Origin of the sequence: Georgenia sp. EYE_87 (assembly GCF_023148685.1) — a bacterium.
GTDB lineage: Bacteria > Actinomycetota > Actinomycetes > Actinomycetales > Actinomycetaceae > Georgenia.
This window is the reverse complement of record NZ_JAHXNL010000005.1, coordinates 93,638-117,813: the sequence shown is the minus strand read 5'-3', so window position 1 is coordinate 117,813 and position 24,176 is coordinate 93,638. Positions and strand designations below refer to the sequence as shown.

At 69.4% G+C, this 24,176-nt stretch carries 21 protein-coding genes and 1 pseudogene; 7 read left to right on the top strand and 15 right to left on the bottom strand.

Features of this window, described 5'->3' with window-relative positions; translation table 11 throughout:
- Positions 1 to 128: 128 nt before the first annotated feature.
- Positions 129 to 1,292 carry a Coenzyme F420 hydrogenase/dehydrogenase, beta subunit C-terminal domain gene (locus tag KZX45_RS09680; RefSeq protein ID WP_282453505.1) on the bottom strand — a complete coding sequence of 388 codons (1,164 nt, stop codon included), beginning with the start codon at positions 1,290 to 1,292 and terminating at the stop codon, positions 129 to 131.
- A gap of 1,075 nt (positions 1,293 to 2,367) precedes the next feature.
- Positions 2,368 to 3,268, bottom strand: a pseudogene (gene rfbA / locus KZX45_RS09675) (glucose-1-phosphate thymidylyltransferase RfbA).
- A 175-nt stretch (positions 3,269 to 3,443) separates the two neighbouring features.
- Here rfbA and KZX45_RS09670 point away from each other — a divergent pair.
- The gene (locus tag KZX45_RS09670; RefSeq protein WP_248257632.1) at positions 3,444 to 4,928 is read left to right on the top strand and encodes a sugar transferase; all 1,485 of its coding nucleotides are present in this window, start codon (positions 3,444 to 3,446) and stop codon (positions 4,926 to 4,928) included.
- A gap of 41 nt (positions 4,929 to 4,969) precedes the next feature.
- Here the strand turns inward: KZX45_RS09670 and manA are convergent, their stop codons facing one another.
- The gene (gene manA / locus KZX45_RS09665) at positions 4,970 to 6,169 is read right to left on the bottom strand and encodes a mannose-6-phosphate isomerase, class I (RefSeq protein WP_248257528.1); all 1,200 of its coding nucleotides are present in this window, start codon (positions 6,167 to 6,169) and stop codon (positions 4,970 to 4,972) included.
- Between the two features lie 254 nt (positions 6,170 to 6,423).
- On the opposite strand from manA, the gene KZX45_RS09660 reads away from it, so the two are divergent.
- The gene (locus tag KZX45_RS09660; RefSeq protein WP_248257527.1) at positions 6,424 to 6,795 is read left to right on the top strand and encodes a hypothetical protein; all 372 of its coding nucleotides are present in this window, start codon (positions 6,424 to 6,426) and stop codon (positions 6,793 to 6,795) included.
- A 45-nt stretch (positions 6,796 to 6,840) separates the two neighbouring features.
- Here KZX45_RS09660 and KZX45_RS09655 read toward each other — a convergent pair whose 3' ends face one another.
- From KZX45_RS09655 to KZX45_RS09645, 3 genes are all read right to left on the bottom strand, one after another.
- Positions 6,841 to 8,022 carry a VCBS repeat-containing protein gene (locus KZX45_RS09655; protein ID WP_248257526.1) on the bottom strand — a complete coding sequence of 394 codons (1,182 nt, stop codon included), beginning with the start codon at positions 8,020 to 8,022 and terminating at the stop codon, positions 6,841 to 6,843.
- 184 nt (positions 8,023 to 8,206) lie between these two features.
- A complete protein-coding gene (locus KZX45_RS09650) occupies positions 8,207 to 9,940 on the bottom strand; it encodes a DUF4012 domain-containing protein (protein WP_248257525.1) in 1,734 nt (577 codons plus the stop codon).
- A gap of 130 nt (positions 9,941 to 10,070) precedes the next feature.
- Entirely contained in the window at positions 10,071 to 10,679 is a 609-nt protein-coding gene (locus KZX45_RS09645; RefSeq protein ID WP_248257524.1) for a hypothetical protein, read from the bottom strand.
- A gap of 264 nt (positions 10,680 to 10,943) precedes the next feature.
- Between KZX45_RS09645 and KZX45_RS09640 the strand changes: the two genes are divergently transcribed.
- The gene (locus KZX45_RS09640) at positions 10,944 to 11,165 is read left to right on the top strand and encodes a CopG family transcriptional regulator (protein WP_248257523.1); all 222 of its coding nucleotides are present in this window, start codon (positions 10,944 to 10,946) and stop codon (positions 11,163 to 11,165) included.
- 49 nt (positions 11,166 to 11,214) lie between these two features.
- On the opposite strand, the gene KZX45_RS09635 is transcribed toward KZX45_RS09640, so the two are convergent.
- The 9 genes from KZX45_RS09635 to KZX45_RS09595 form a co-directional block, all read right to left on the bottom strand.
- Complete coding sequence (locus KZX45_RS09635) at positions 11,215 to 11,613, bottom strand: type II toxin-antitoxin system VapC family toxin (protein WP_248257522.1); 399 nt, start codon at positions 11,611 to 11,613, stop codon at positions 11,215 to 11,217.
- Between the two features lie 4 nt (positions 11,614 to 11,617).
- Positions 11,618 to 11,854: a hypothetical protein gene (locus KZX45_RS09630; protein WP_248257521.1), complete on the bottom strand. Its 237-nt coding sequence runs from the start codon at positions 11,852 to 11,854 to the stop codon at positions 11,618 to 11,620.
- Between the two features lie 152 nt (positions 11,855 to 12,006).
- Positions 12,007 to 13,005 (bottom strand): DUF4190 domain-containing protein, encoded by a 999-nt coding sequence (locus tag KZX45_RS09625; protein WP_248257520.1) that lies wholly within the window; start codon positions 13,003 to 13,005, stop codon positions 12,007 to 12,009.
- Positions 13,006 to 13,124: 119 nt separating this feature from the next.
- A complete protein-coding gene (locus KZX45_RS09620) occupies positions 13,125 to 14,333 on the bottom strand; it encodes a hypothetical protein (RefSeq protein ID WP_248257519.1) in 1,209 nt (402 codons plus the stop codon).
- A 92-nt stretch (positions 14,334 to 14,425) separates the two neighbouring features.
- Entirely contained in the window at positions 14,426 to 15,565 is a 1,140-nt protein-coding gene (locus tag KZX45_RS09615) for an N-acetylglucosamine-6-phosphate deacetylase (RefSeq protein WP_248257518.1), read from the bottom strand.
- Positions 15,562 to 16,320, bottom strand: coding sequence for a sugar isomerase domain-containing protein (locus KZX45_RS09610; protein ID WP_248257517.1), 759 nt, complete (start codon positions 16,318 to 16,320; stop codon positions 15,562 to 15,564). Before KZX45_RS09610 ends, KZX45_RS09615 begins: the two co-directional genes overlap by 4 nt.
- A complete protein-coding gene (locus tag KZX45_RS09605) occupies positions 16,317 to 17,132 on the bottom strand; it encodes a glucosamine-6-phosphate deaminase (protein ID WP_248257516.1) in 816 nt (271 codons plus the stop codon). The genes KZX45_RS09610 and KZX45_RS09605 overlap by 4 nt, the downstream gene beginning before the upstream one ends.
- On the bottom strand, positions 17,129 to 18,364 hold the full coding sequence (locus tag KZX45_RS09600) for an AGE family epimerase/isomerase (protein ID WP_248257515.1): 1,236 nt from the start codon (positions 18,362 to 18,364) through the stop codon (positions 17,129 to 17,131). Before KZX45_RS09600 ends, KZX45_RS09605 begins: the two co-directional genes overlap by 4 nt.
- 1 nt (position 18,365) lies before the next feature.
- The gene (locus KZX45_RS09595; protein ID WP_248257514.1) at positions 18,366 to 19,925 is read right to left on the bottom strand and encodes a sodium:solute symporter family protein; all 1,560 of its coding nucleotides are present in this window, start codon (positions 19,923 to 19,925) and stop codon (positions 18,366 to 18,368) included.
- A gap of 106 nt (positions 19,926 to 20,031) precedes the next feature.
- Between KZX45_RS09595 and KZX45_RS09590 the strand changes: the two genes are divergently transcribed.
- The 4 genes from KZX45_RS09590 to KZX45_RS09575 all read left to right on the top strand — a co-directional run bounded on the left by KZX45_RS09590 (position 20,032) and on the right by KZX45_RS09575 (position 24,146).
- On the top strand, positions 20,032 to 21,048 hold the full coding sequence (locus tag KZX45_RS09590; protein ID WP_248257513.1) for a LacI family DNA-binding transcriptional regulator: 1,017 nt from the start codon (positions 20,032 to 20,034) through the stop codon (positions 21,046 to 21,048).
- 334 nt (positions 21,049 to 21,382) lie between these two features.
- Entirely contained in the window at positions 21,383 to 22,159 is a 777-nt protein-coding gene (locus tag KZX45_RS09585) for an ABC transporter ATP-binding protein (RefSeq protein ID WP_248257512.1), read from the top strand.
- 49 nt (positions 22,160 to 22,208) lie between these two features.
- Entirely contained in the window at positions 22,209 to 23,051 is an 843-nt protein-coding gene (locus KZX45_RS09580) for an ABC transporter permease (RefSeq protein WP_248257511.1), read from the top strand.
- A gap of 33 nt (positions 23,052 to 23,084) precedes the next feature.
- The gene (locus tag KZX45_RS09575) at positions 23,085 to 24,146 is read left to right on the top strand and encodes an ABC transporter substrate-binding protein (RefSeq protein ID WP_248257510.1); all 1,062 of its coding nucleotides are present in this window, start codon (positions 23,085 to 23,087) and stop codon (positions 24,144 to 24,146) included.
- Positions 24,147 to 24,176: the final 30 nt, after the last annotated feature.

Sequence of the window (24,176 nt, the reverse complement as noted above, 5' to 3'; positions counted from 1 at the left end):
GTAGTTCCCACGGTCACGGTTTGGTTTGCGTGGCGGAGTCGCGCGACGTCGCCGCAGGCGTAGAGGTTTCACCGTTTCATCATTTGTGATCCGCCGTAGCGCACAGCACGAACATGTGTTTTCAATGCTCATTGTGGGGAAGATTGATGGGTCAGGCTGCTGGTAGCGGTATGAACCGAGCGCCTTGAGCGTCGCCAAGTCCCGACCATAGTTCGAATTCCCGTGACTGGCTTTTTGAGCGCTCCACGCCAGAGGTGGTAGCCCCGGTACTTGGGGACCGAGAAACCTGCAATTCGTCGACCCAGTAGCCTTGCGCGAAGTGTGAGTATCCGTGTGACTTGTAGGGGCTGGATTTGTGCTACATCGCTGAGCTGGGCAGGGCTGACCTCTATGACGCCGGCGTTTGCGGCCTGCAAGAGTATTGCGTGGCCGCGCGCAGTTCTCGCAATAGCCACTGAATTGCCCTCGCCTTGCGCGAATATCGGGTAGCCCTGTTCGTCGGAGTCCCAGAAGTCCCCAACCGAGATATCGGCGTCTGCGCCCGTGCCGTCAACGCAAAGTTTGCATCGCCACTGGAGGTCGCGCCCGAGGTGCTGGCCCCAAGATTCGTTATAAGAAAGTGACGCGCGCAACGGCGGGTTGGATGACTCAACAATAAATTCACCGGGCCAACCGTTGCCCCGATACTTCAGATCGGTTACGTTCGCCTGACCTAAACCGAGATTGGAGATCAGTGATTCTGTTGCGTTTTGGCTCGGCGTGCCAGCGCAGAAGAATGAGAGTTTGATCGGACGGTTTGCCTCAGGAACGCCGAAAGCGTTATCTGCTCGATCAGCGGCCGAGACCTCACAGGGCTTCCCTACTAAGCTGCGGTACGGGTCGTTGGGGTTATAGAGAGCGACATTACCGACCGGTGCGTATCGGGATCCGGCGGAAGCCAGTGCCGCGTCTCGGGTAGTGATTGTCACTGGGACTGTTCGAGTTGGCTCCGATCGAGACGCGCGGCTCCCGATGACCTCGGTGCTTCTATCTGTTTCGATCAACCACGTAGAAAGTGCTGTTAGTACACCGGCGCTACTCCCTTTGTGTCTGATCATCGCATCGGTCGCCGAGGCTGCCCATACTGAGACATGTCGCCCAAAAATAGGATGACTGTCTCCGGCCGGGGTGGGTGAGTGAAGTTCTATGCCCGGGCAGATTTGCTTGAATAAACTGGCTTCAGAAGTTTCTAGTTCCGCTTCGCGAGGAATTGTCACTTGAGGCCGTAGGAAGCCGTCGTCAGCGAGCACCATCCGTATCCGGTCTGACGCAAGAGTACACCCCGCGCACCCAGAGCAATTTCCGTTGTCAACTACATCCTTGACGACATCACTGAGCGTCGATTGTTTTGCTCGCGTGGGCAGTCTCATACTCTTCCTTCTAGAGACCTACGGATGATGCGCTTGACGGGTGGAACCTCGGGCGCGTTGCCTACCAGCGTAACCCTGAACGTAACCGCACATGAACAGGGCGGCGTGTCCATCGGGGAGTCGGAGCCGTGTGGTCGGTTCCGCCTGTATAGGGAGGTGGTGGATACGGTTCGTGCGAGCGGGGCAGCTGGCTCACGCAGGCTACGCACTATTGCCCTACCTTGCCTCGCTCGTACGTCTGACTGCTCATACTAGGGTTGGGTATACAGGTGTGCGAGGCGCAGAGGTGATGAGGGCATTCGGTGGGACTGGGCATATCCGGTTTAGCAGTGTTCATAGGTAGGAGTTTCTCGCGAGATCGAGTTCGGACCTTGCTCGGTATGTTTCCAGCGTCAGCGCTGCTTCGGTGCCAAGGTTCTGTCGCGATTTCGTCAGAATCTCCGGATAAGAGATCTACGTCAGCTTTTCGCGGAGCGCCGGGCTAGTGGGGCCTGGCGTGGGTAGCGCTTGAATGTGCTGACGCTGGCAAGCGGTAGTACTGAGCACGCATAACGCTAGTCAATCGGGGAGAGCTGCCACGCGACCAGCATTCAAAATGCACACCCGTTGCATCGCGAACCTGGGTGTCGCCCCAGAGTCCGGCGGTGCCGGTGTGTCTTCTCTCGTCTGCCGGAGAATGTAGGTCCCGCCGATTCAGGCGGCTTGGTATTGCTTCAACACCCCAGGTCGCCGACCGCCCACGCGTGACCAGTCGTAGGCTGATGGCAACACCAGACCGCGGGAGGACCTCGGCTAGGGCTGAGTTGCTGGTTTTCCGTTCCAGTCTGATGGACCCATGTCCTGTGTCACTACAGCGACCGTTGGCAAGTTGTCGCAGCAAGAGTGTGTCGTCGAGGCCGATAGTTGCTTCCGGCAACGCAGTCGGGGTCGGCCTACGTCGATTACGTTGCGAGTGTCGTTAATGCTTGTGGTGGAGCAGGTTCAAGAGGTGCGCGCCGTAGCCGGACTTGCGCAGCGGCTCGGCCCGCTGCACGAGCTCGTCGTCGGAGAGCCAGCCCTTGCGCCAGGCGACCTCCTCGGGGCAGCCGATCTTCAGGCCCTGCCGGGCCTCGACGGTGCGCACGAACGCGCTGGCGTCGGCGAGGGAGTCGAACGTGCCCGTGTCGAGCCACGCCGTGCCGCGGGGGAGGACCTCAACCTTGAGGCGGCCCTGCTCCAGGTAGGCCTTGTTGACGTCGGTGATCTCGAACTCCCCGCGCGCCGAGGGCTCGAGGTTCTTGGCGATCTCGACGACGTCGTTGTCGTAGAAGTACAGCCCCGGTACCGCGTAGGAGCTCTTGGGCTCGGCGGGCTTCTCCTCGAGCGAGATCGCGCGGAACTCCTTGTCGAACTCGATGACGCCGTACGCGCTCGGGTCGGACACGTGGTAGGCGAAGACGGCGCCACCGTCAATGTCCTCGAAGCGGGCGAGGGTCTTGCCCATGCCGGGTCCGGAGAAGATGTTGTCACCCAGCACCAGGGCGGCGGAGTCGTCGCCGACGAACTCCTCGCCCAGGACGAAGGCCTGCGCCAGCCCGTTGGGGACCTCCTGGACGGTGTAGGAGATCGAGATGCCGAACTGGGAGCCGTCGCCCAGGAGCCGGCGGAAGGACTCGGCGTCGTGCGGGGTGGTGATCACCAGCACGTCGCGGATCCCCGCGAGCATCAGCGTGGTCAGCGGGTAGTAGACCATCGGCTTGTCGTACACCGGGACTCACGCCCTGGGTGATCGGGTGCAACCGGGTGCCGGACCCGCCGGCCAGAATGATTCCTCGCTTGAACGGACCGTCGCTGAGCGCGACGCCGTGCTTCTGATAGATCGCCTGATGGTCGGGCGCTAGCGAAGGTTGGGAGAAGCGGCGGTTCGACCACGTCTGCAACTCGTGATGCGTCCTGGACCGTAGGCGGACGGTTTCTGTCTGATGTCGTCTCGTCCAACTACCATCGATCATTAGTTGGACTTGTCGAGGGTTCGGGGGAGACGCTGTGGCGACGATGGAGCGAGTGCTCGATGCCCGGTCGCGTATCTGGCAGGACGACCCCCTCACCTCGCGCCGAGCGATCGCTCCGTGGTACGAGAAGTACCGTTACGCCCTCTTCGTCACCGACTTGGTGATGATCGTCGTCGCCTTGCTTACGGCGCAGTACAGCCGGTTCGGTGGCGAGTCGGGCGCGCTTGCCGTCGGGCCGTGGCAGTTCGGCTATGGCATCGTCGGCCTTGTCATCGAGCTCATCTGGGTCTTTGCGCTCACGGCGACTGACTCGAGAAGCAAGCGAGTCATCGGAGCCGGACTCGAGGAGTACCGCGCCGTGCTGAACGGGACTGTCGCCGCGTTCGGCGTGGTCGCCGTGCTGTCGTACCTGTTCGAGATCTCCCTCTCGCGGTTCTACTTCGTCGTGGCCCTGCCTGTGGGCCTCGTCCTCCTCCTCATCGGTCGGCTCGCCTGGCGTCTCTTCCTCAGCCGTGTGCGGCGTGATGGGCGCGCGCTCACCGGCACCGTCGTCGTCGGTGACTGTGAGGAGGTCGAGGCGACGCTGAAGGACATCCGCCGGCACCCCGAGGCGGGGTACCGGGCCCTTGCGGTCTCGCTGGTGGGCCCTGACGTTGAGGATGACAGAGCAGATCCGCTTCTCTCGCTGCTGCCGAGAGTCGATCGACAGGATCTGCCCACCCTCGTGCGGGACGCTCGGCTGGGAGCCGTCATGATCGCCGGAAGCCTGCCGCGGCGTGCGATCCGGGTCCTCGCCTGGGAGCTCGAGAACACCAACGTCGAGCTCATCCTGCTCTCCCGACTGACCGACGTCGCCGGCCCACGCATGCACATGGTTCCGGTGGACGGGCTTCCCATGGTTCACGTGGACCTCCCGCAGTACACCGGCTTCAACCACGTGGCCAAGCGAACAATGGACATTCTGTTCTCGGCAGCCGTGTTGACGGTCCTGAGCCCGGCCCTGGCAGCGATCGCGCTCGCCATCAAACTGGATGACCGGGGGCCGGTGATTTTCCGCCAGGAACGCGTCGGTCTCAATGGCACGACGTTCACCATGCACAAGTTCAGGTCCATGGCGGTCGACGCCGAAGCCCGCCTTGCCGAGCTCCAGGCCAAGAACGAGGGCTCTGGCGTGCTGTTCAAGCTCAAGCATGATCCGCGCGTGACGCGGGTCGGACGTATCCTGCGGAAGTTCTCCCTCGATGAACTACCCCAGTTCTGGGACGTCCTCACCGGCAGCATGAGCGTTGTCGGGCCGCGCCCACCTCTCGCCCGCGAGGTAAAGGAGTACGAGTCCCACGTCTACCGCCGACTCCTGACGAAACCGGGCATCACGGGTCTGTGGCAGGTTAGCGGGCGATCCGACCTGTCGTGGGAGGAGAGCGTGCGGCTCGACCTCCGCTACGTCGAGAACTGGTCCATCAGCGGCGACATCATCTTGATCCTGAAGACTGTCCGGGCAGTACTGCGCCCGGACGGGGCGTACTGATCTCACGCAAGGGTTCCCGCCCCCAGCGAATTAGGGCGTGCTTATGGCACGTCCGCCTGGACGAGGGTGCCGACACCGTGGCCGCGGAGACGGCCCTCGTCTGCACGGACGAAGACGGCGTCGCCACAGGCTAGGACCGTGGAGTCGTACTCCGACTCGAGCTCGATGTTGCCGTCGAGGCACAGGAGGATGCGCGGCCCACGCCCGGGCAAGGGGCGGCCTCGACCGTCCGTGCCGTCGAGCGTGGTGACCGCGAGCTCGAAGTCCTCGACCGGTGCGTAGAACATGTGCGTCGCGCCGTGGAAGGTCTCAGGAGCGATGCGGATCGGCGGCGCGGCCACGTAGTCGACGCACTCGAGCATCTCCGCGACGTCGATGTGCTTGGGCGTCAGACCCGCGCGCAGGACGTTGTCCGAGGCTGCCATGACCTCCACGCCGAGTCCCGAGAGGTACGCGTGCACGCCGCCGGCCGGGACGAACAGGGCGTCGCCGGGCTGGAGCGTGACGGGGTTGAGCAGCAGGGAGACGACGACGCCCGGGTCGCCGGGGTAGGACTCGGCCAGGTGGACCACGGTCTCGTCCGCGCGCGGGGACGGTGACCAGTCTTCGAGCCGGCGGGCGCAGGCGTTGGCGACGGCGTGGACCTGATCGGGGGATGGGCTGGTGGCGGCGTCGAGCAGATGCGTGAAAGCGGCCCGGACACCGTCCGCCGTCGGGTCGGCCCGCAGCATGGTGTAAAGGTGCTGGGCGAGCGGAGCGTCGAGGCCGGCCAACAGCTCGGCGGCACGGCGCGGTGCACGGAACCCGCACATGGCCTGGAATGTGGTGAGCGCGTAGACCAGCTCGGGCTTGTGGTTGGCGTCGCGGTAGTTGCGGTGCGGGGCGTCGAACGGGATCCCCGCCGCGTTCTCGGCGACGAAGCGCTCTAGGGCCCGCTCGCGGGTCGGGTGCACCTGGAGGGACAGCGGCTGGGCCGGGGCGATGAGCTTGAGCAGGTAGGGCAGCTGAGCGCCGAACCGTGCGGCGACGTCCTCGCCGAGGGCTCCGACGGGGTCGGCGGCCACGTGGGTGCGGAGGTCGCCGTCGCCGTCGGCGTCCGCCAGGTTGGCCGGGGCGTCGGGGTGGGTGCCGAACCACATCTCGGCCACCGGGCCGCCGGGCGGTTCGGTCTGCAGCAACGACGGGATGGCGTCGAGCGAGCCCCACGCGTAGTCCCTCGCCACGCCTCGAATGCGCTGCACGACGTTCCCCCTCTAGCGATCTGGCCTCCAGTCATGCTAACCGGACGAGATCGTCCTCTTTCGGCCCCGATCGCGAGGCGCCGCACACTTCCGGCCGCCGGTTCCCAGAAGTTGCGACTCAGATCTCGTCCTGCCCGACGATTTTCGTCCGTAGGATCGGGGATGTGCCGGACGCCGCCTAGCGGCTGCGGCGCCCACCCCCTGACTTGCAGGCGAACTGGCCTGTGCGTGCCCCTGAGGAGTTTGACGTCCGGATGATCATCGCGGTTGCGGCAGTCCGCGCCTTCGGCCGTCGGGCGTTCGCCACCTCGGCCGCACTGCTGCTGTGCGCCCTCGCTACTGTCGCCCTCTCCGTCCCCTCGTCCGCCGTCGTGGTCCAGGGCGGCGAGGCGGGGAGCGTCGCGGGCGCCGAGGCGTCCGTGGTGACTACCGGGCTGACCACCGGGCCGACGGAGGCTCGCCTCGTCGTCGGGAGCCCCGCTTCCGTCGGCTCGGGTGCGGCGGCCATCGTCGGGGGAGCGGTGCTGCTCGCGGCCGGCGCCTACACCGTCGGCCGGTGGCAGCAGGACCAGCGCCTCGCCGCGCAGTCCGTCACGTGGGGGCCTTCCTTCACGGACAGGGCCTGACCTCTCCAGCCGTCCGACGGGCTCGAGCTCACGGAGCAGCGGCGATCAGAACGGGCAGCGGCCCGCGAGGATGGTCCGGGCATTCCGCTGGTCCGCCGGGGTGACGGTGACCCACGGCTTCGTGGTCCCCTGGAGCGCGTCGGCGAGGGCGTTCGCGAGCGGCTCCAGGCGCGGCAGGTCCATCCGCCCGCAGGCTTTGTACTGCAGCGAGTGACCCACCTCGTGCCAGGCGGTGTGCTCCTTCCTCGCCGTCGACCAGCCCGCCATGCGGGTGGGGGAGATCCAGATGTACGAGCGGTCGAGGCCGTAGCAACCGGCGGCGGTGGGGGAGCACCTCTCGGGCCGTGGCGAGTAGCGCACCGACATGCCATAGGCGGCGGCGATGCGCTCTGTGCCGTTCCTGGGCGCCGTGATGGCGTCGCGGCGGCGGATCCCCAGCGAGTCCTTTCCGTCGCCGTCCCAGTCGCCGACGATCGGGGCGTCGCCCGGCCGGCCGTACGTGGCAGTGAAGTGCGGTGGGCCCGTCTTCAGGATGTTCCGAACGTAGTAGGTGGCGCCACGAGGGATAGCGAAGGTGTCCTTGCCGTCGCCGTCCCAGTCGCCCACCAGGATGGTGTCGCTCGCCCGCCCGTAGGTGAGGGTGAGCTCGGGTGGGCCCGTGAGGCGGTTCTTGACGTAGAAGACGTTGCCGCGGCGCACGGCGAAGGTGTCCTTGCCGTCGCCGTCCCAGTCGCCGACCAGGACGACGTCGCCGGGGCGTCCGTAGGTGATTCTGCGGTCCGCTCTGGTGGCGCACGGTGTGTTGCTGATGGCGATGGTCCTGCCGCGCCGCACGGCCAGGGTGTCGGTGCCGTCGCCGTCGAAGTCGCCGACGAAGGTCTCGTCGTTGACCCGGCCGTAGGCCTGGTTGCAGCGCCCCAGCAGGTACGTGGCGCCGCGGCGGACCACCACGGTGTCGCGGCCGTCGCCGTCGAAGTCGCCGGTGTAGACGCGGTCGTAGTGGTTGCCGACGACGACGGTGCGGTCGTGGGCGGCGTCCCAGCCGTTGTTGAGCAGGTACGTCCTGCCCGTCGGACCGCGGGTGACCGGGTTGCGCGCCGCGGGATCGTCCACCGAGCCGCCGCGGAACGCGGCGACGGGCCCGGCGAGGCCGAGGAGTATGGCGGTGGTGGCGACGACGACGCCGAGGATTGTCGGTAGCGGCCGCCGTGCTGCGTGGTGCTCCATGGCACCTCCCGGTCCGCGCTGGTGCGGGCCCGGAGGGCAGGGCCCGCACCGTCAGGGAACCGCGGGACCCGGGTGGGCGGCGACCCCTGTCGCGGGGACATCGCGGATGATCGTGCGCCGGCCAGCAGGGTGAGTGACGTCACCCTCCTGAGGCGTCCGGTTCGAGGGCGAATGCTTCCCGGTGTTAGGTGCCGCAGCCCGTGGAGGTGATCGTGAAAGCGTCCTCGGCCGGGCCCGGGGTCATCCGGGTCAGGAGCTCGCCGGGCAGGCCCGAAGCCAGCGTGATGTCGTAGCCGAGGGTCACCGACTCGCCCGGGCCCACCCGCACCGTGTGCGCCCCGACGGCAAGGTCCTCGTGGACCTGGGGCAGGTAGCTCGCGTCGTCCGCCGACGACCGGGCGTCCGTGATGGCGCCGCCGGTGGGGGCGTACACGGTCACCGTCGTCTCCATCGCGCCCTCCGGCACGTAGTTGCCGCCGCCGGTCACGTAGTCCGGGAGGCTCGCGACGTCGTCGGGGACGTCCGAGCCGACGGCGACCTCGAGGGTGAGCTGGCGGGCGCCGTCGGGTCCGCAGTCCGTGGTGACCACCTCGGCCGCGACGCGCTGGTAGTACCCGATCTTCGCGCCGTTGCGGTCGTTGAGATAGACGCCGAGCACGGGGGAGGTGCCGGTGTTCCCGCGCAGCTCGCCGCCCAGCTTTGTGCCGGCGAGCAGGCGCTGCTCGTCCTCGTGCGCGGACCAGACCAGCAGTCGGCCCTTGTCCGCGGCGGCGTCGAGGGCCTCGATGGTCGCCTTCGGGTCCACGTCGCCGCCGACCACCTGCTCGAAGATCGTCGCGGCCGCGGTCTCGAAGAAGGCGTCCTGGTCGGCGGGCTCAGGGAAGCGGGCGTAGACGTCGCTGAGGAGCACCTTCGCGGTGTTGTCGGCGGTGAGCTGCTCGCCCCCCGGCAAGGTGACCGGTCCGGTGACCGCGAGCAGCCGCTGGAGGGCGACGGGATCGACCGAGAGCACGCCGTCGACCTCCGTCCCGGTCTCCACCCGCCACATCTCGCGCGCGAGTTCGGCGATGCGCGGAAAGTCGGGGGTAAAAGTGACGTCCTGCATGTACTGGCCGAGCAGCGGGCTGTACAGGCCGAGCTCGGGATCCGTGAGCGGCAGCACGGGCTCCTCGTAGGGGCCGAAGTCGCTGGCCGGGCGCTGGCCGACCAGCTCGACGGCGCCGCCCGCGGCACGTAGGTGCACCACGGCGCCCGGGATGCCGCCGGTGGCGCGCGGTTCGGCGTTGTTCTGCACGAGCAGGAGGTAGTCCCGTGGGCCGTCCGAACCCATCATCGCCGGCACCAGCCGGGCGGCGCGGGCGGCGGTGTCGCTCAGCGCCCGCATGGTGTCCACCTCCCGGGCGAGGCGGGCGAGCGGCTCACGCAGCGGCTCGGCGAGCGCGGCGGCGTCGATGCCCTTCACGCGCGAGTCGGCCGCGGCGAGGGCCTGCGCCGCGGACTCCAGCCGCGGGGCGGCCCCCGCCAGCGGGGCGACGTCCACACGCCCCTCCACCGGCGCGAGGCTGGCCGGGTCGACGACGGCGACCACCCCGAGCAGATCCTCGAGCGGGCCGGACGCGAGCTCGTCGGCGACGACCGACACGGTCTGCACCGCCTCGACGTTGGGGCCGAGGCCGGGCACCCGGCCGGCCAGCCACCAGTGCGGGCCGTGCAGCGCCTCGCGCGCCGCGGCGGCGTCGGCCCGCATCCGCGTGGCCGTCTCCCCGGCGCCGTCGACGTCCCCGGCCACGACCCGCTCCTGCAGCACCCTCGTCCCCTCGGCCACGGCGGTCAGCCGCGCGTAGGCGGTCCGGGCGTCGAGCGCGAGGGCGACGCCAGTGACCACCGTCAGCGCGAGGAGGGCGACGGCGGTCCACACGACCGGGCGTCGGCGACGGCGAGGGCTCTGGCGACGGGGTGCAGGACTCTCCGGCGGCATGGCGACCTTTCTCAGGGGCACGGCACGCAGGCCCCCGCGAGCGTTCGCGGGGGCCTGCGCCGTCTGTGGGTCAGGAGTCGAGCGAAAGGCGCCGGCGCGCGACGAAGAACGCACCCGCGCCCGCCACGAGCAGGCCACCGGCCCCGAGAACCACCGGGTCGATGCCGGCCGGGGTGGTCATGTTTCCGGCGGCAGCGGTCGATGCGGCGTCAGTGGACGCGGTCTCCGCCGTGGCGGCGTCGGCGGTGGTCACTACCGCCTCCTGCACCGTCCGGCCGTCGGCGTCGAGCGCGGCGAGCTTGTAGGTACCGGCCTCGTTGAGGGTGACGTCGAAGGTGGCGACGTCGCCCTGCACCTGCGGCGCGAACGCCTGGGCGCCCGCGACCTCGATGCCGTCGACGACGACGCTGCTGCCGTCGGCGGTGACGAGGATGACCTGCAGGGTGACGACCGAGCCGGCCTCCGGTCCGGAGATCGTGATCTGGAACGGCACGCCCGGGGTCACCCGCGGCGGCACGTTGATGTCCTGGCCCGGACCGGGGTAGCCCCCGAAGCGCGGCGAGGAGTGGCGGTCGTGCCAGGGACCCTTCGGGTCGTTGCCGGGCTCTGCGAAGGCGGCGGTCGGAGCCGCGACGATCGCAGCGGCGACCGCTGCGGTGGCGATTGTTCGGCGAATCATCTGTCCCCCAGATATTCGTGATTCGGGCAGGAAGCCGGGCGCCGTCGGCGGCCCGGTCGTCTCGACGGTAGGCCCGGCGGGTCGCCACGCGACAGCCCTAAGGGGCGATAAACGTCCGAATTCACCGACTGTTCACCCGGAGCTCCGTCTCAACCGGTCGTCACCGGTAATCGTCCCCACGCGGGTGGGTCGTAAGGGCGCCGACCTGGGTGGGGCAGGGCGATGGGGCACCACCGTGTCGCCGCGCGGGGTTACGTTGGCGGTATGCCGAAGGTGAGCATCTACCTCCCCGACGAGCTCTACCGCCGGGCGCGCGAGAGGGGCATATCCCTGTCGGCCGTGGCGCAAGAAGCCGTCGAGCGCGCACTGGGCGCCTCCGACGTCGCCGACTGGCTTGCCCGCGAACGTGCCAGGCCTCCGCGCGCTCGGCGGCACGTCGACGTTGCCAGCCTCAAGGACGAAGTGCACGGGGAGTTCGGCGCCTAAAGCGCTGCGAGGTCGCTGCCCGCCCGTGGCGCACCGCGCAGCAGCGGAGTCAGGCGGGCGTGATCACTCGGAGCCCCGACGCCGCCCCCGCGAGCGCCCGGGCCAGCCGGCGGTCGAGCGTGACCAGGTCTGCACCGATCAGCTCAGCGAGCGCGACGTAGGTGGCGTCGTAGGCGGAGAGCTTGTCGCGCAGCTCCCACACGCGCCCCAGGAGCGGCTCGCCGGGCCACCGTTGCGCCGGCAGGTCCGCAAGATCCTCGAGCGCAGCGGCGCCACGCTCGGCCGTGAGCTCTCCGCGCCGCACCCAGGCACGCAGGACGGAGACCGTCTCGACCGCGCACAGATGAGGTAGGTGCACGCTCGCACCGCTCTGGCCCAGCAGATCCGCGACCGCTCGGCCCGGGGCGCTCGCCACGAGGTACTCGGCCAGCGCCGAGGCGTCGAGCACGACACTATCGGTGCCCGTCGGCGTCGCGCTCGTCCCGGAGGATGTCCGCTGCCCGCGTCGACGGGCCCGCACCGCCCCGAAGCCGGACCCGCTCGGACAGCTCCGCGATCGTCGGCTGTCGGGCGGACTGGATCAGCTGCGCCAGCGCGTACTCGGACAGGCTCTGCCCGGCCGCTGCCGCGCGCACCTTGAGCGTGGTCCTGACGTCCTCGGGCACGTTCCTGATCTGCAGCGTGGCCATGCACATCACGGTACGCGCATGCACAGTGCATGCCACGCCGGAGGGGGCGTTCAGGCGGGCCTTGGGAGGCTGATCGTGCGTACAACGACCGAGGCGCCGGAGGATCCCCTCCGGCGCCTCGTCTCGTGACGGCCCTACGGCCGCCGGTCAGTTCAGCGGATCTCCCACGTGGCCCGCTCGGCCTCGTCGAGGGAGAACAGCGGCTCGATGGCGAAGCTGCCGCCCTCGATCGCCTCGGCCGGGACGTCCAGGCACACCTGGTAGTCCGCCGCGTCGCCGGTGGTCAGGGCCGGCACGTTGACCACGGAGTTCGGTTCGATGGCCATGCAGGTGCCGTCGTCGTACTCGGCGCCGTCGGCGCCCTGAAGGATGTAGGACAGGTCCATCCAGGGGTTGCCCTCCTCGGTGCCGTTGTAGACGACGGAGACCTCGGCCAGGACGTACTGCCCGTCCGGTGCGGGGTTCGTCGCGTCCGCCGCGGCGATCGCCTCGTTCGCGTCGAGGTCCAGGCCGGTGACGGCGATCGTGTAGTCGCCGACCTCGGCGGCCTCGCCGAGGGGCAGGGCGCCGCCGGCCGCGGCGGCCGGCTCCTCCGTGTCGACCGTCTGCTCGTCGGCGGTCCCCTCGGACTCGGCCGGCTGGACGGCGGGCGCGACGGCGCTCTCGGCGCTGTTGATCGCCTCGTCGATCGCCACGCCGAGGAAGACGTTCACGACGATGGAGAGCACGAGCGAGATCCCGCCGAGCACGGTGCCGGCGATGGCCATGCCCTTGCCGCCGGCGACGCCGCGGTTGGCCTTGCGCAGCGCGAGGACACCGAGGACGACGGCGGCGATCCCGCCCAGGATCGATACGAAGTTGACCACCGGGACCCAGGCGAGCACGAACGAGATGATGCCGACGACGAGCGCGGCGATCGCCAGCCCGCTCGACGGGCGCTGGCCGCCGGGGAACGGGGCCTGGCCGGGGTAGCCCTGCGCGTACGGCTGGGCGGGGGCGTAGGGCTGGCCGGACGCGTAGGGGTTCTGCTGCCCCTCGGCCGGTGGCACGTACGACGGCTGTCCGGACGCGTACGGGTTCTGCTGGTCCTCGCTGGGCGGGACGTACGACGGCTGGCTGCCGGCCGGGGGCGGGGGGATCGGAGAAGACATGGGGGTCCTTCGTGAGAGCTCTGGGGGTGAGCGGCAAGATGCCGCTTCGGCAAGTTTACCGACACCGTCGTCAGGAAGTTCACGCTGGACGCTGTCGAGGCCGCACCGGGTCGTGCGGGTCAAGGTGAAGTCTCGGCGAGGAGCCGCTCGACGCTCCCGAGGAGCAGTTCGAGCGAGCCGGGCATGAACGGCCCCGGCGAGCCGTAGTACCGGTGCGCGTCGGTCACTTCGTACCCGCCCGCGTCGTACTCCTCTCGCGGCGGCAGATAGCCGGGGCAGCCGTTCGAGTAGCCGGCGACGAGGGCGACGACCCCGGGGGATGTCCGCTCGACCGCCTCTCGCGCGGCGTGGGCGGCCGCGGCGAACGGCTCACCCGGCAGCGTGACGACGACGGCGGGTCCCCACCGCAGGACGGTGACCCTCACTGGGCAGGGCTCGGGCGCCGGCTCGTGCTGGCGTGCGGCCCAGTCGATCCACGTCGTGAGCAGGGCCACCGTCGCGGGGTCCGCGGTGCGGCGCTGTGCTCGCCAGGTGGCGAGATCGGACCCGAGGGCGTCGTACCCCGCCACGTCGTATGCGAGCGCCACGTCGGAGCTGCGGGCGTCGACGTGCCCGGTGCTCCGCCCGAGCTCGGCCCGCAGCACCGCGTCGGCGATCACCGTGCCGACCCGTTCACACTCCTTGAACGTCCGGTCCGGGGTCGGGGTCGTCGAGATCGACGCCGCGGCGGTGTGGCCGGTGTTCGCGTCGCCCGCGCAGCCGGTGAGGAACAGCACGGGAGCCCCGGTCGCCTCGCCGACCCGACGTCGTAGCACGCCGGGGTAGTCGGCGGTGATCAGTGTGTTGTCCGCACCCAGGACGACGGGGTGGCAGGCGTAGGACACCACGGTCGCCAGAGCCGCGCCCCCCTCGCGCTCGAGCCGGACCACCGGGAGGGCGTGGTCGACCGGCCCGCCGGGCCGACGGCGGTTGCGCGCGACCCCGGGTGCCGGGGCGTACCCCGCGCGGATCGTCACCGGAACTTGGGTCCGCCGAGCCTCCGCCACGGCGTCCGCGCACGCGTCGACCACCCGGTCCCACCACAGCTCGTCCCGCGGATGGCCGAGCCGCCCGCGCATGCTCACCGGCCCGCCGTGCGTGTGCGTGGCGTGCACCACCACCCGGTCCTCCGGCAGCGGGCACCGCGCCCGGATCGTGGCGCAGTCCTCCTCGTGCAGCCCGATGACGTCGACGCTGACGACCGCCGTGTCCCCCACCACCACGGCCTGGACCAGCAACGGGTCGTGCACGCCGGTGGCAGCCGAGGTGCGGGCGGCGAAGCCCGACATGCGGCATCCGGCCGCCGGTGTGACGTCCCGGACAGCGACGCCCGCCGTCAAGGGCGACCGACTGCGGCGCGCGCGGCTCCGTGGTCCTGCCGTCATGCCACCATCCCTCGTGCGACCACCTGCCGCAGCGTCAGCGAGTGGTCGCCGGGGGAGAGGTCGAAGAGGACGAGATCGGCCGACGCGCCGGGCGCGAGGCGCCCGCGCCCAGGGACGAGACGGCGCGGGTTCGTCGTCGCGAGCCGTAACGCGTCCGCGAGCGGGAGCCCGGCGAGACGGCAGACCTCCGCCACGCCGTCAGCCAGCGATCGGGCTGCCCCCGCCAGGTACGGCGTCCCCGCCACGCTCAGCCGGCCGTCCTCGGAAAGCTCCACGCGCCCTCCGACCGGCGTCTCGTACGCGCCCGCCGGCAGACCCGCCAGGGCGACCGAGTCCGAGACCAGGAACGACCGGTCCAACCCCTTCGCCCGGAGCATCACCGTCAGGGTGTCCGCGGGCAGATGATGGCCGTCGGCGATGAACCCAGCCGTGAGCCGGTCCTCCGCCAGCTGTGCCCAGATGTAGTTAGGGTGCCGGGGCAGGACGGCGTGCGCACCGTTGCCCAGGTGCGTCGACAGCGTCGCGCCGGCGTCGACGACCGCCCGGATCTGCTCCGGGCTCGCGTGCGTGTGGCCGACGGCGACGACGACGTCCGCGGCGACGAGAGCCTCGGTGTACTCCACCGAGCCGGCATGGTGCGGCGAGATCGTCACGACGCCGACAAGTCCGTCCGCCGCCGCCTGCCAGCGCCGAAACTCCTCAACATCCGGCGGGCGGACATGCTCGAGCGGGTGGGCGCCGCGCGGCCCGTCCTCCGGGCTGATGTGTGGGCCCTCGAGGTGAACGAACGGGATGGCGTGGCGCGTCGCGGGGTCCCGCCGTCGGGCCTCGGCGACCGCGCGGAGCGAACGCTCGAGGTCGGCCTCGGAGGCGGTGACGACGGTCGGGACGAACGTCGTCGTCCCCGCCCGGGCGAGGGCGCCGGCCAGAGCGACGACGTCGTCGGGCACCACGTCCGGACCGTTGACGTCGTGGCCGCCGAAGCCGTTGACCTGGAGGTCCACGAGGCCGGGGGCGATCCACGGCAGGTCCTCGGCGGGTTCGGCGGAGGTGCGGACGTGGGCGATGACGCCGTCCTCGACCTCGACGACCAGCCGACGGCCTGTGGCCGGGTCCCGGCCGGCGTACTCGTTCACAGCGACCGCACCCGCCCGCGGAAGCGAGCGAGGAAGCGGGCGTTCGCCTCGTCGCCGCCCGGCGCGTTGCCGCTGCGCCACACCGGCGGCTCGACGCCGCGGGCCACCAGCGCCTCGACCGTGGCGAGGGTGAGGCAGTTGAGGACGTACGCGTTGGCAAAGGTCGAGACGGCGGCGATGCGCTCCGAGGCGCCGGGCACCTCCATCACGGCGTCACCCACGGGCACCTTGCAGTCGATGGCGACGTCGACGAGGTCGTGCAGGTTCGCACCCGTGGGGTGGCGGGCGGGGTGGTCCGGGGCCGTCTGCTCGGCGTGGCTGCGCGAGCTGATGCCGACGAGGGTGACGTCGCGCTCCCGGGCGGTGAGCGCGGCGTCGATGAGGGCGGCGTTGATGCCGTAGGCGTTGACGAGGACGAGGAGGTCGTCCGGGCCCAGGTCGCGGTCCTCGATCACGACGCGGCCGTAGCCTGGCGTGCGTTCCATGGCCATGGACCGCAGGGCTCCGTTGGAGAGCATGGTGCCCTCGTCGAGAACGGCTGCGATGTGCATGAGGCCGCCCGCGCGGAAGAACACCTCCTGCGCGGCGAGGTTGGAATGGCCGCCGGGCCCGTAGACGTGGATCAGCCGGTCGGCCGCCACCTGGTCCGCGAGGAGCTCCGCGGCCCGGCGGATGTTGGCAGACTCCTCGGCGAGTATCCGGTCGAGGTGGGTGTCGATCCTGGCCCGGTAGGCGGCGAAGGTCGGGTCCGTCACGAGGTGACCTCCGTCGCGGGGGAGGCGCCGGCCGGGGTCGCGTCGGTCGCGACCACCTCCGGGCGCGGTGCCGACTCGACGTCGACGTACAGGATCACGTCCGGGTGGGTGCGCAGGGCGGTGGCTGGGTGTGCGGCGGAGATCGGCTCGGTGAGGGCCTTCTCGACGGCGTCCCGCTTGGCGGCCCCGGGGACGACGCAGAACAGCCGGTCCGCGGCAAGCAGGCGCGGGATGGTCAGGGTGACGGCCCGCTCGGGGACGTCCTGCAGGGCCGCGAAGCACTCGTCGTCGACCTGCTGCTGGCGGCAGGCGTCGTCGAGCTCGACGACCTTGACGTCGAGGGGGTCGGCGAGATCGGCGACCGGCGGGTCGTTGAACGCGAGGTGGCCGTTCTGACCGATGCCGAGGCAGACGATGTCGATCGGGGTCTCGGCGAGGAGGCGCGCGTACTCGGCCGCCGTGCGCTCCGGGTCCTCACCGGGCTCGATGAGGTGCACGGCCTGGAACGGCAGGTGGTCGAAGAACGCGGCGCGCAGCCACATCGAGAAGCGCTCCGGCGCGCCCTTGGGCAGACCGAGGTACTCGTCCATGTGGAAGGCGACCACACGGGTCCAGTCGACGCCGTCCGCGACGCGCAGCGCGTCCAGCATCTCGCGCTGGCTGGGCGCGGCGGCGAAGATCATCCGTACCCGGTCCTGGCGGGCCAGCCTGCTGCGCAGCTCGGCGGCGACGTCCTCCGCCGCGGCCCGGCCCAGGGCGGCCCGGTCGTCGAAGACGCGCAGGCGCGGTCCCCGCCTCGTCGTGGTGGTCATTTCTCCTCCTGGAGCTCGGGGCCGGCGTGCTCGAGCTCGGTGAGGAGCAGGAGCGCGCGGGCCACGTGGAACGGGTCCTTCACCGGCAGGGCGACGGTCTTCTCCAGCGGGGCGCCGGTGCGGTCGCGGATCTGGGTCCACTCCCGTCCGGGCCCCTCGGGGAAGGTCGCGAACGTGTAGTCGTGGACGCGGTCCGCCCACGCCTTCATGGCCGGGTCGTCGGTGACCTGCGCCAGCAGGCGGGTGGTGTAGAGCGCCTCCGCGTGCGGCCACCACAGCTTGGTGTCCCAGGTGGCCCGGACGAGGCTCTCGTAGGGGTCGGGCGAGGGGGTGCCGCCGGCCAGCGGCGCGCCGCGCGGCTGGCCGCCGTCGACGTCGGTGTAGCGGAACAGCCCGCCGTGCTCCTCGTCCCAGCCGGTGCGCAGCGCCCGCCCGGCGATCGGCACGAGGCCGGCCGGGGCGGCGAGCGGCCCGTCCAGCAGGTCACGGGCGTGGTGGAGGAACCACAGCGCCTCCAGCGTGTGCCCGGGCGTGCGGTGCCGTGCCAGGAGCGTGTCCTCCTGCCCGGCGGGCATCTCGACGACGTCGTCCCCGCGCAGGTGGTGCTCGATGATCTCGGCGGCGGCGGCACGGACGACGCCGGCCGCCTCGGCGGCGCCGGTCGCCCGGAACACCTGCTCGCCGACACCGACGAGGATCATCGGCAGGCCGAGCGAGCGATGCCCGGCGGGAACGGGGTAGGGCTCGGAGCGGAACGAGCCGTCCTCGATCCGCTCCGCCGAGCGCAGCAGCGTGACCAGTGCAAGGTCTCCCCAGCCCTCACCGTCGTCGAGCGTCGCGGCACCGGCCCAGCCCAGCGCCGCGAACAGGTCCGCGAAGACGGACGTGTGCAGCCCGCCGTCGGTGACCGGCTCGAACGGGGTGCCCTCACGGTCGGTGACGAACGCCGTCGTTCCGTCCGGGAGCAGGGCGTGGTCCCGGACGAACCGTGCCGCTCGGAGGCTCTGCTCGGCGTACGGGCCGCCGTCGACCCGGAGGCGGTCGGACGACTGGGCGACGGCGGCCGTCAGCCACGCCCAGCGACCTTGCGACCAGGTGTACTTGTCGTGGGAGACCAGGCGCGTGCCGGCGTTGTCCCAGCACGTCAGGACGCCGCCGTGGTCGGGGTCCGGCCCATGGGCCATCCACCAGGCCAGGACGTCGTCGACGAGGTGGTCGCGGTAGGGCGGCACGTCAGGCGGTCCCGGTCCGCACCGTGTCCGACGGCGGTGTCCTCCCGGAGTCGTCCGACGCGTCCTCAGCCGGGTCCACCGCGATGGCGTCGACGAGCTCGTCGGACTCCTCGTTCTTCCAGGGGAGCACCAGACCGATGAGCATGAAGACGATGATCGCAACCACCACGGGACCGCCGACCTGTACGGCGGTGAGCTGGTCAGGGGCCAGCTGGGTGAGCGCGTCGTCGACGACGTACCGGGTCAGCACGAAGACGAGCAGGCCGACCGCCCACGACGAGATGGCGGCCAGCGGTCCGCACCGCTTGAAGGCGGGCAGCAGGCCCAGCAGCATGGGGATGGCGATCGGGCCGACCAGTCCGCCGAACCACAGAATGATCAGGCCGAGCACCCCGCCGAAGCTTTCCGCTGTCAGGGCGATGACCATGCTCAGCGCGATGAACGTGAACACCGAGATCCGACCGATCGTGAGCTCGGTCCTGGTGCTCATCGCCTTCCCGCGCCGCCACACCGCGGGGATGATGTCCCGGGTGACGACGGCGGAGATGGCGTTCGCGTCCGAGCCCGTCATCGCCATCGTGTGGGAGAAGATACCCGCGAGCACGAGGCCGACGAGCCCGGCGGGCAGCAGTTCCTGCGTGATGAGCGCGTACGCCTGGGAGGTGTCCTCGAGGCCCGGCAGGATGATCGGCGCCGCCCACATCGGGAAGAACATCACCAGCGGCCAGACCAGGTAGAGGGCGGCCGAGAGGAGAGCCGCGCGGCGGGCGGTGCTGCCGGTCGGGGAGGCGATGAAACGCTGCGCCAGGTTCCAGGTGCCGCCGTTGTAGGACATCGTGTTGATGAGCAGGTAGACCATGACGAACAGGACCGTGTACTGACCGTTGAAGAAGCTCGCGTTCCCCTCGGGCAGGTCGCCCCACATGGTCCACACCGTCGAGACGCCGTCGAGGGTGACCAGGACGGTGACGAACATGACGATCCCGGCGACGAGCTGAATGACGAACTGCCCGAAGTCCGTCAGGGCATCGGCCCAGAGGCCGCCTATCGTGGAGTAGACGAGCGTGATCCCGCCGGTGAGCAGGATGCCCACCGGCAGGGACACCCCGGCGAAGACGTTGAGCAGGATGGCGGTGGCCACCCACTTCGCGCCGACGTCGAACACCTTCAGAGCGGTGCCGCTCCAGGCGAGAAGCTGCTGGGTGGGCAGGTTGTAACGGATCTTGAGGTACTCCAGCGGGGAGATGATTCCAAGCCGCTGGCGAAGCCGCGGCCAGCGGGGCACGAAGACGAAGGCGCCCAGCAGCATCGCGAAGGTGATGCCGAGAGCCCACCACACGTAGAGCACGAAGCCTTCGTCGTAGGCGATCGCGGCGTAGCCGACGAACACGGCGGCGCTGTAGCCGGACATGTGGTGCGAGATCCCCGACAGCCACCAGGGCATCTTCCCGCCGGCCACGAAGAAGTCGCGGGAGTCGTGGATGCGGGACTTCGCCCACACCCCGATCGCCACCATGACGAAGAAGTAGCCGCCGAGCACGAGCCAGTCGAGAACATCCATCGTCCTGCACCTCCTCTGTATGGGGGCGCCACGTTGCGTCCCCGTGCCCGGGATCCTCACGTGCAACCGTTTGCACGTCAAGTGTGTCGCTCTTTAGAGTGCCCGTGTGGCTCGAAGAGGCGGACGACCGAGCGCCCCGACGCTGAAGATGGTGGCAGCCGCGGCCGGCGTCTCCGCGTCCACGGTGTCGCGCGCCTACTCCCATCCTCACCTGCTGCGGCCCGACACCGTCGACCGCGTGCGAGAGATCGCCGACGAGCTCGGCTACGTGCCGCACTACCCGGCTCGTGCGCTTAGTACAGGACGGCTGGGCACCATCGCCGTCGTCGTCCCGGACATCGCGAACCCCTTCTTCCCGCCGGTCATCAGAGCGGTGGAGGCTGCGGCCGGACGGCTGGGTGTGAGCACGCTCCTGGCGGACACCGACGAGGAGCCGCAGAAGGAGGCCGACCTCCTCCTCGCGCTGCAACGGCGTACCGATGGCGTCGTCCTTGTCTCCTCGCGTCTGCCGGAGGCGACAGTGCGGGCGCGCTCGCTCGTCCACCCGCTGGTGCTGGTGAACCGGGACGTCGAGGGCGTGCGACGGATACTCATCGACACGGCAGTCGGCATGCGGGAGGCGATCGACCACCTCGCCGGGCTCGGCCACAGGCGACTGGCGTACGTTGCCGGGCCGGCGTCGTCGTGGTCGGACAGCGAGCGGCGCCGTGCGCTGACCGCACGTGCACGGGAGCTCGGGGTCTCGCTGAGCGTCTCGGGTCCGCACCGCCCCGAGCACGAGGAGGGCCGCGCCGCCGCCGCCCAGGTTCTGCGGACCGGGGCGACAGGGGTGATCGCGTTCGACGACGTGCTCGCCCAGGGCATGCTCGCTGGGCTCCTCGAGGCCGGAGTCGCCGTTCCGCGCGACGTCTCGCTCGTCGGTTGCGACGACATCCTGGCCGTGCGCACGGTGCCACCGCTCAGCACCATCCACGGGCCGAGTGCCGAGGCCGGGCGTGCCGCGGTCGACCTGCTGCTGGCACACATCGACGGCGCCGGCGAGGACGACGCCGCGGCAGCGGTCAGCATCTCGGCCCATTTCGTGCACCGGGCCAGCACCGGGCGGGCACCACGCCGAGCGTGATGCCCAGGGCCAGGGGGCACCGCCCATGTCCGGAACCGTCGTGAGTGGTCCCGGGCCCTGCGGATAGACAAGATGCCGCTTCGGCACGTTTACCGACGTCGCTGTCGGCCACCCGTCACCTCCGCCCGCATCTGGGTCCCGTCAGGGGATTGGCGGGGGTGGAGTCAGCGTGTCTCGTAACACCGACGTTTCGGACTTGTATCTCTTGGAAGACGTTTGACGGAAACCCTTGACCGCAAGAGACGAAGGTCCTAGGTTCGGGGCATGAGAGGGCGTTATCAGGCTCTGATAAGCAGCCCTCGGCTTCATTCCTGAGGTCCGGAGGAGAACTCGTATGGTCTCGAGCGGTATTTCGGCGCACGGCGTAGAGATGAGATATGGGCGCGGGGCGGGTCCTCTCATTCTGGAGAATCTCGACATCGAAATCGCTGCGGGCAGTTTCGTCACGCTCCTCGGGCCATCCGGTTGCGGCAAGAGCACCCTGCTCAAGATTCTCGGCGGCATCCTCGAGCCCACGGCCGGTTCGGTTCAGATCGGCGATACCGAGGCCGGGGCCGCCGTGAAGAACCGCCAGATCGGCCTGGTTCCTCAGCGTCCCGCCCTGCTGCCCTGGAAGACGGCACTGCAGAACGCGGCGATGCTGCGCGAGATCGCCGGCGGCGGGCGGGGTCGTCAGGTCCAGGTGGCAGCGGAGGACGCTCTGCGTCTGGTCGGCCTCGACCACGCGAAGGGAAAGCTCCCGCACGAGCTGTCTGGTGGGATGGCGCAACGTGTCTCGATCGCGCGGGCCCTCGCCATGGATCCGGCGATTCTGCTCATGGATGAGCCGTTCGGGGCACTGGATGCGATCACCCGGGACGAGATGAACGAGAAGCTCGCCGAGATCTGGGCGAGCACCCGGAAGACCGTCGTCTTCGTCACCCACTCGATCTCTGAGGCGATCTTTCTCTCGGACGTGGTCCATGTGATGGGCGTCAACCCCGGTCGGGTGGTGGAGACGGTCGAGATCGAACTGTCTCGGCCCAGGACCCGCGACGTCTTCGACGCCCCGCTGTTCGCCGAGTACTCGAGCCACCTTCGCGACCGGCTCGAGCCCAGGGTGGCGGCCTGACGTGGCGGCGACGACCGAAGACCCGAGACTGACCACTGGAGACCCCGACATGGCAGTAGTCGAGACCAAGAGCCCTGCACGGTCCGCGCAGGGTGCCCGTATCGAGACCAGTGCGTTCGCGGCGTGGCTGTCCCGCACCTGGCCGAGCGTCATCGTCTTTTTCGGTGCTTTCCTGGTGTGGGAGCTGCTGGTCGAGCTTCTCGACGTCTCGAGCTTCGTCATCGCGAAGCCGTCGGAATTCATCTCTGAGGCGTGGATCTCCCGCGAGATGCTTCTCGCCGCGATGTGGGTGACACTCCAAGAAATTGTCTACGGATTCCTGATCGGCGTCGGTGTGGGTGTGCTGCTCGCCGTTCTTATTGCGCGGTTCCAATTTCTCGAGCGAGCGATATACCCGCTTGTGGTCCTGTTTCAGGTCGTACCCAAGGTGGCGTTAGCGCCGATCTTCATCCTGTGGTTCGGCTACGGGCTTGCGCCCAAGCTCCTGCTGATCGTCGTCATCGTCTTCTTCCCCATCACGCTCAACATGCTCGTCGGCCTGAAGAGCATCGATCAGGACCTTCTGCTGCTGATGAGGTCTGTGGGCGCCAGCCGCAATCAGATCCTTACGAGGATCCAGATCCCCACCTCACTGCCGTACCTCTTCGCAGGCCTGCGCATCGGCATCACGTTCGCAGTCATCGGAGCCGTGGTGGCGGAGTTCGCCGGCGCGGCGGACGGGCTGGGGTACCTCATCCAGTTTGCGTCCACCCAGCTAGACACCCCGCTGATGTTCGCCGCGCTCACGATCATCTCGCTCCTCGGCCTCGCCCTCTACTACGGCATGTCACTCGCCGAGACCGCTCTGCGCACGAGGTTCCCGCACATCCAGTCCGACAACGTCGTCGCCTGACCCACCAGCCAGCCTCATCGAAGGAGTTCAACCATGTCCGCATTCAGGAAGTCTCTGATCCTGGGAACCTCGGCCGTCTCGGTGCTCGCACTGGCGGCCTGTGGCTCCGAAGCCTCGAGCGCCGACGGCGGCAGCACCGCCGCCGGTGAGCTGGACGAGGTCACGGTCCAGCTCGACTACACGATCCGCGGGAACCACGGGATGTTCTACGTCGCCGACGAGCTCGGCTACTTCGAGGACGAGGGGATCGACGTCACCGAGATCAACACCGGGAGCGGCTCGCCCGACGCCCTTCGGCTCGTCGGGACCGGGGGAGCGGACTTCGGGTTCGCGGACCTGCCCTCGCTGGTGACCGCGCGGACGCAGGACGTGCCGGTCAAGGCGCTGGCGGCCGTGAATCAGGTGTCGCCGCTGGGGGTGTGCACCCTCAAGGAGAACACCGAGCTGAGCTCACCGGCGGACCTGGTCGGCCTGCGGATGGGCGTCCACCCCGCGGGATCGACCTACATCTTCTACCAGGCCCTTCTCTCGGCCAACGGCATCGATCGCGAGCAGGTCGAGGAGGTCACGGTCACTCCGCCCTACGAGAACTACCTCATCCAGAAGCAGGTCGACGGGGTCATCTGCTACGTCGACGCAGAGGTCCCGATCCTCGAGGATGCCGCCGGAGGCGAGGGTTCGCTCAGCATCCTCCTCGGCTCGGAGGCGGGTTACGACGCGTACGGATCGGGCCTGTTCACCACCGACGAGATGCTCGAGAGCGACCCCGACCTCGTGCAGCGCTTCACCAACGCCTACCTCAAGGCCTTCGAGTACGTGAACGAGAACCCCGAGGAGACCGCGGAACTTCTCACAGGGGTCAGCGCGGAGCTCGAGGGCAAGCAGGAGCTGTTCACGCGCCAGCTCCAGGCCGACATCGACAAGACGTTCTCCAGCCCCACCACCGAGGAGAGCGGTCTCGGCGCCATGGACGAGGAGATGTGGCAGTCGACCATCGACATCCTCGCCGCTCAGGGAGTCCTCAAGGGCGAGCCGCCGGCTGCGGCTGACGTCTACGACCCCACGTTCGTGGACGCCTACCACTCCGAGAAGTGATCCGGCCTCCCCGACCTGCAGAAGGAATCG

Excerpts from the sequence above, each read along its gene's own strand:
- KZX45_RS09680 (WP_282453505.1), bottom strand. The coding sequence starts at position 1,292 with ATGGTGCTCGCTGACGACGGCTTCCTACGGCCTCAAGTGACAATTCCT.
- KZX45_RS09670 (WP_248257632.1), top strand. The coding sequence starts at position 3,444 with ATGGAGCGAGTGCTCGATGCCCGGTCGCGTATCTGGCAGGACGACCCC.
- KZX45_RS09660 (WP_248257527.1), top strand. The coding sequence starts at position 6,424 with ATGATCATCGCGGTTGCGGCAGTCCGCGCCTTCGGCCGTCGGGCGTTC.
- KZX45_RS09655 (WP_248257526.1), bottom strand. The coding sequence starts at position 8,022 with ATGGAGCACCACGCAGCACGGCGGCCGCTACCGACAATCCTCGGCGTC.
- KZX45_RS09645 (WP_248257524.1), bottom strand. The coding sequence starts at position 10,679 with ATGATTCGCCGAACAATCGCCACCGCAGCGGTCGCCGCTGCGATCGTC.
- KZX45_RS09640 (WP_248257523.1), top strand. The coding sequence starts at position 10,944 with ATGCCGAAGGTGAGCATCTACCTCCCCGACGAGCTCTACCGCCGGGCG.
- KZX45_RS09630 (WP_248257521.1), bottom strand. The coding sequence starts at position 11,854 with ATGGCCACGCTGCAGATCAGGAACGTGCCCGAGGACGTCAGGACCACG.
- KZX45_RS09625 (WP_248257520.1), bottom strand. The coding sequence starts at position 13,005 with ATGTCTTCTCCGATCCCCCCGCCCCCGGCCGGCAGCCAGCCGTCGTAC.
- KZX45_RS09620 (WP_248257519.1), bottom strand. The coding sequence starts at position 14,333 with ATGTCGGGCTTCGCCGCCCGCACCTCGGCTGCCACCGGCGTGCACGAC.
- KZX45_RS09605 (WP_248257516.1), bottom strand. The coding sequence starts at position 17,132 with ATGACCACCACGACGAGGCGGGGACCGCGCCTGCGCGTCTTCGACGAC.
- KZX45_RS09595 (WP_248257514.1), bottom strand. The coding sequence starts at position 19,925 with ATGGATGTTCTCGACTGGCTCGTGCTCGGCGGCTACTTCTTCGTCATG.
- KZX45_RS09585 (WP_248257512.1), top strand. The coding sequence starts at position 21,383 with ATGGTCTCGAGCGGTATTTCGGCGCACGGCGTAGAGATGAGATATGGG.
- KZX45_RS09580 (WP_248257511.1), top strand. The coding sequence starts at position 22,209 with ATGGCAGTAGTCGAGACCAAGAGCCCTGCACGGTCCGCGCAGGGTGCC.
- KZX45_RS09575 (WP_248257510.1), top strand. The coding sequence starts at position 23,085 with ATGTCCGCATTCAGGAAGTCTCTGATCCTGGGAACCTCGGCCGTCTCG.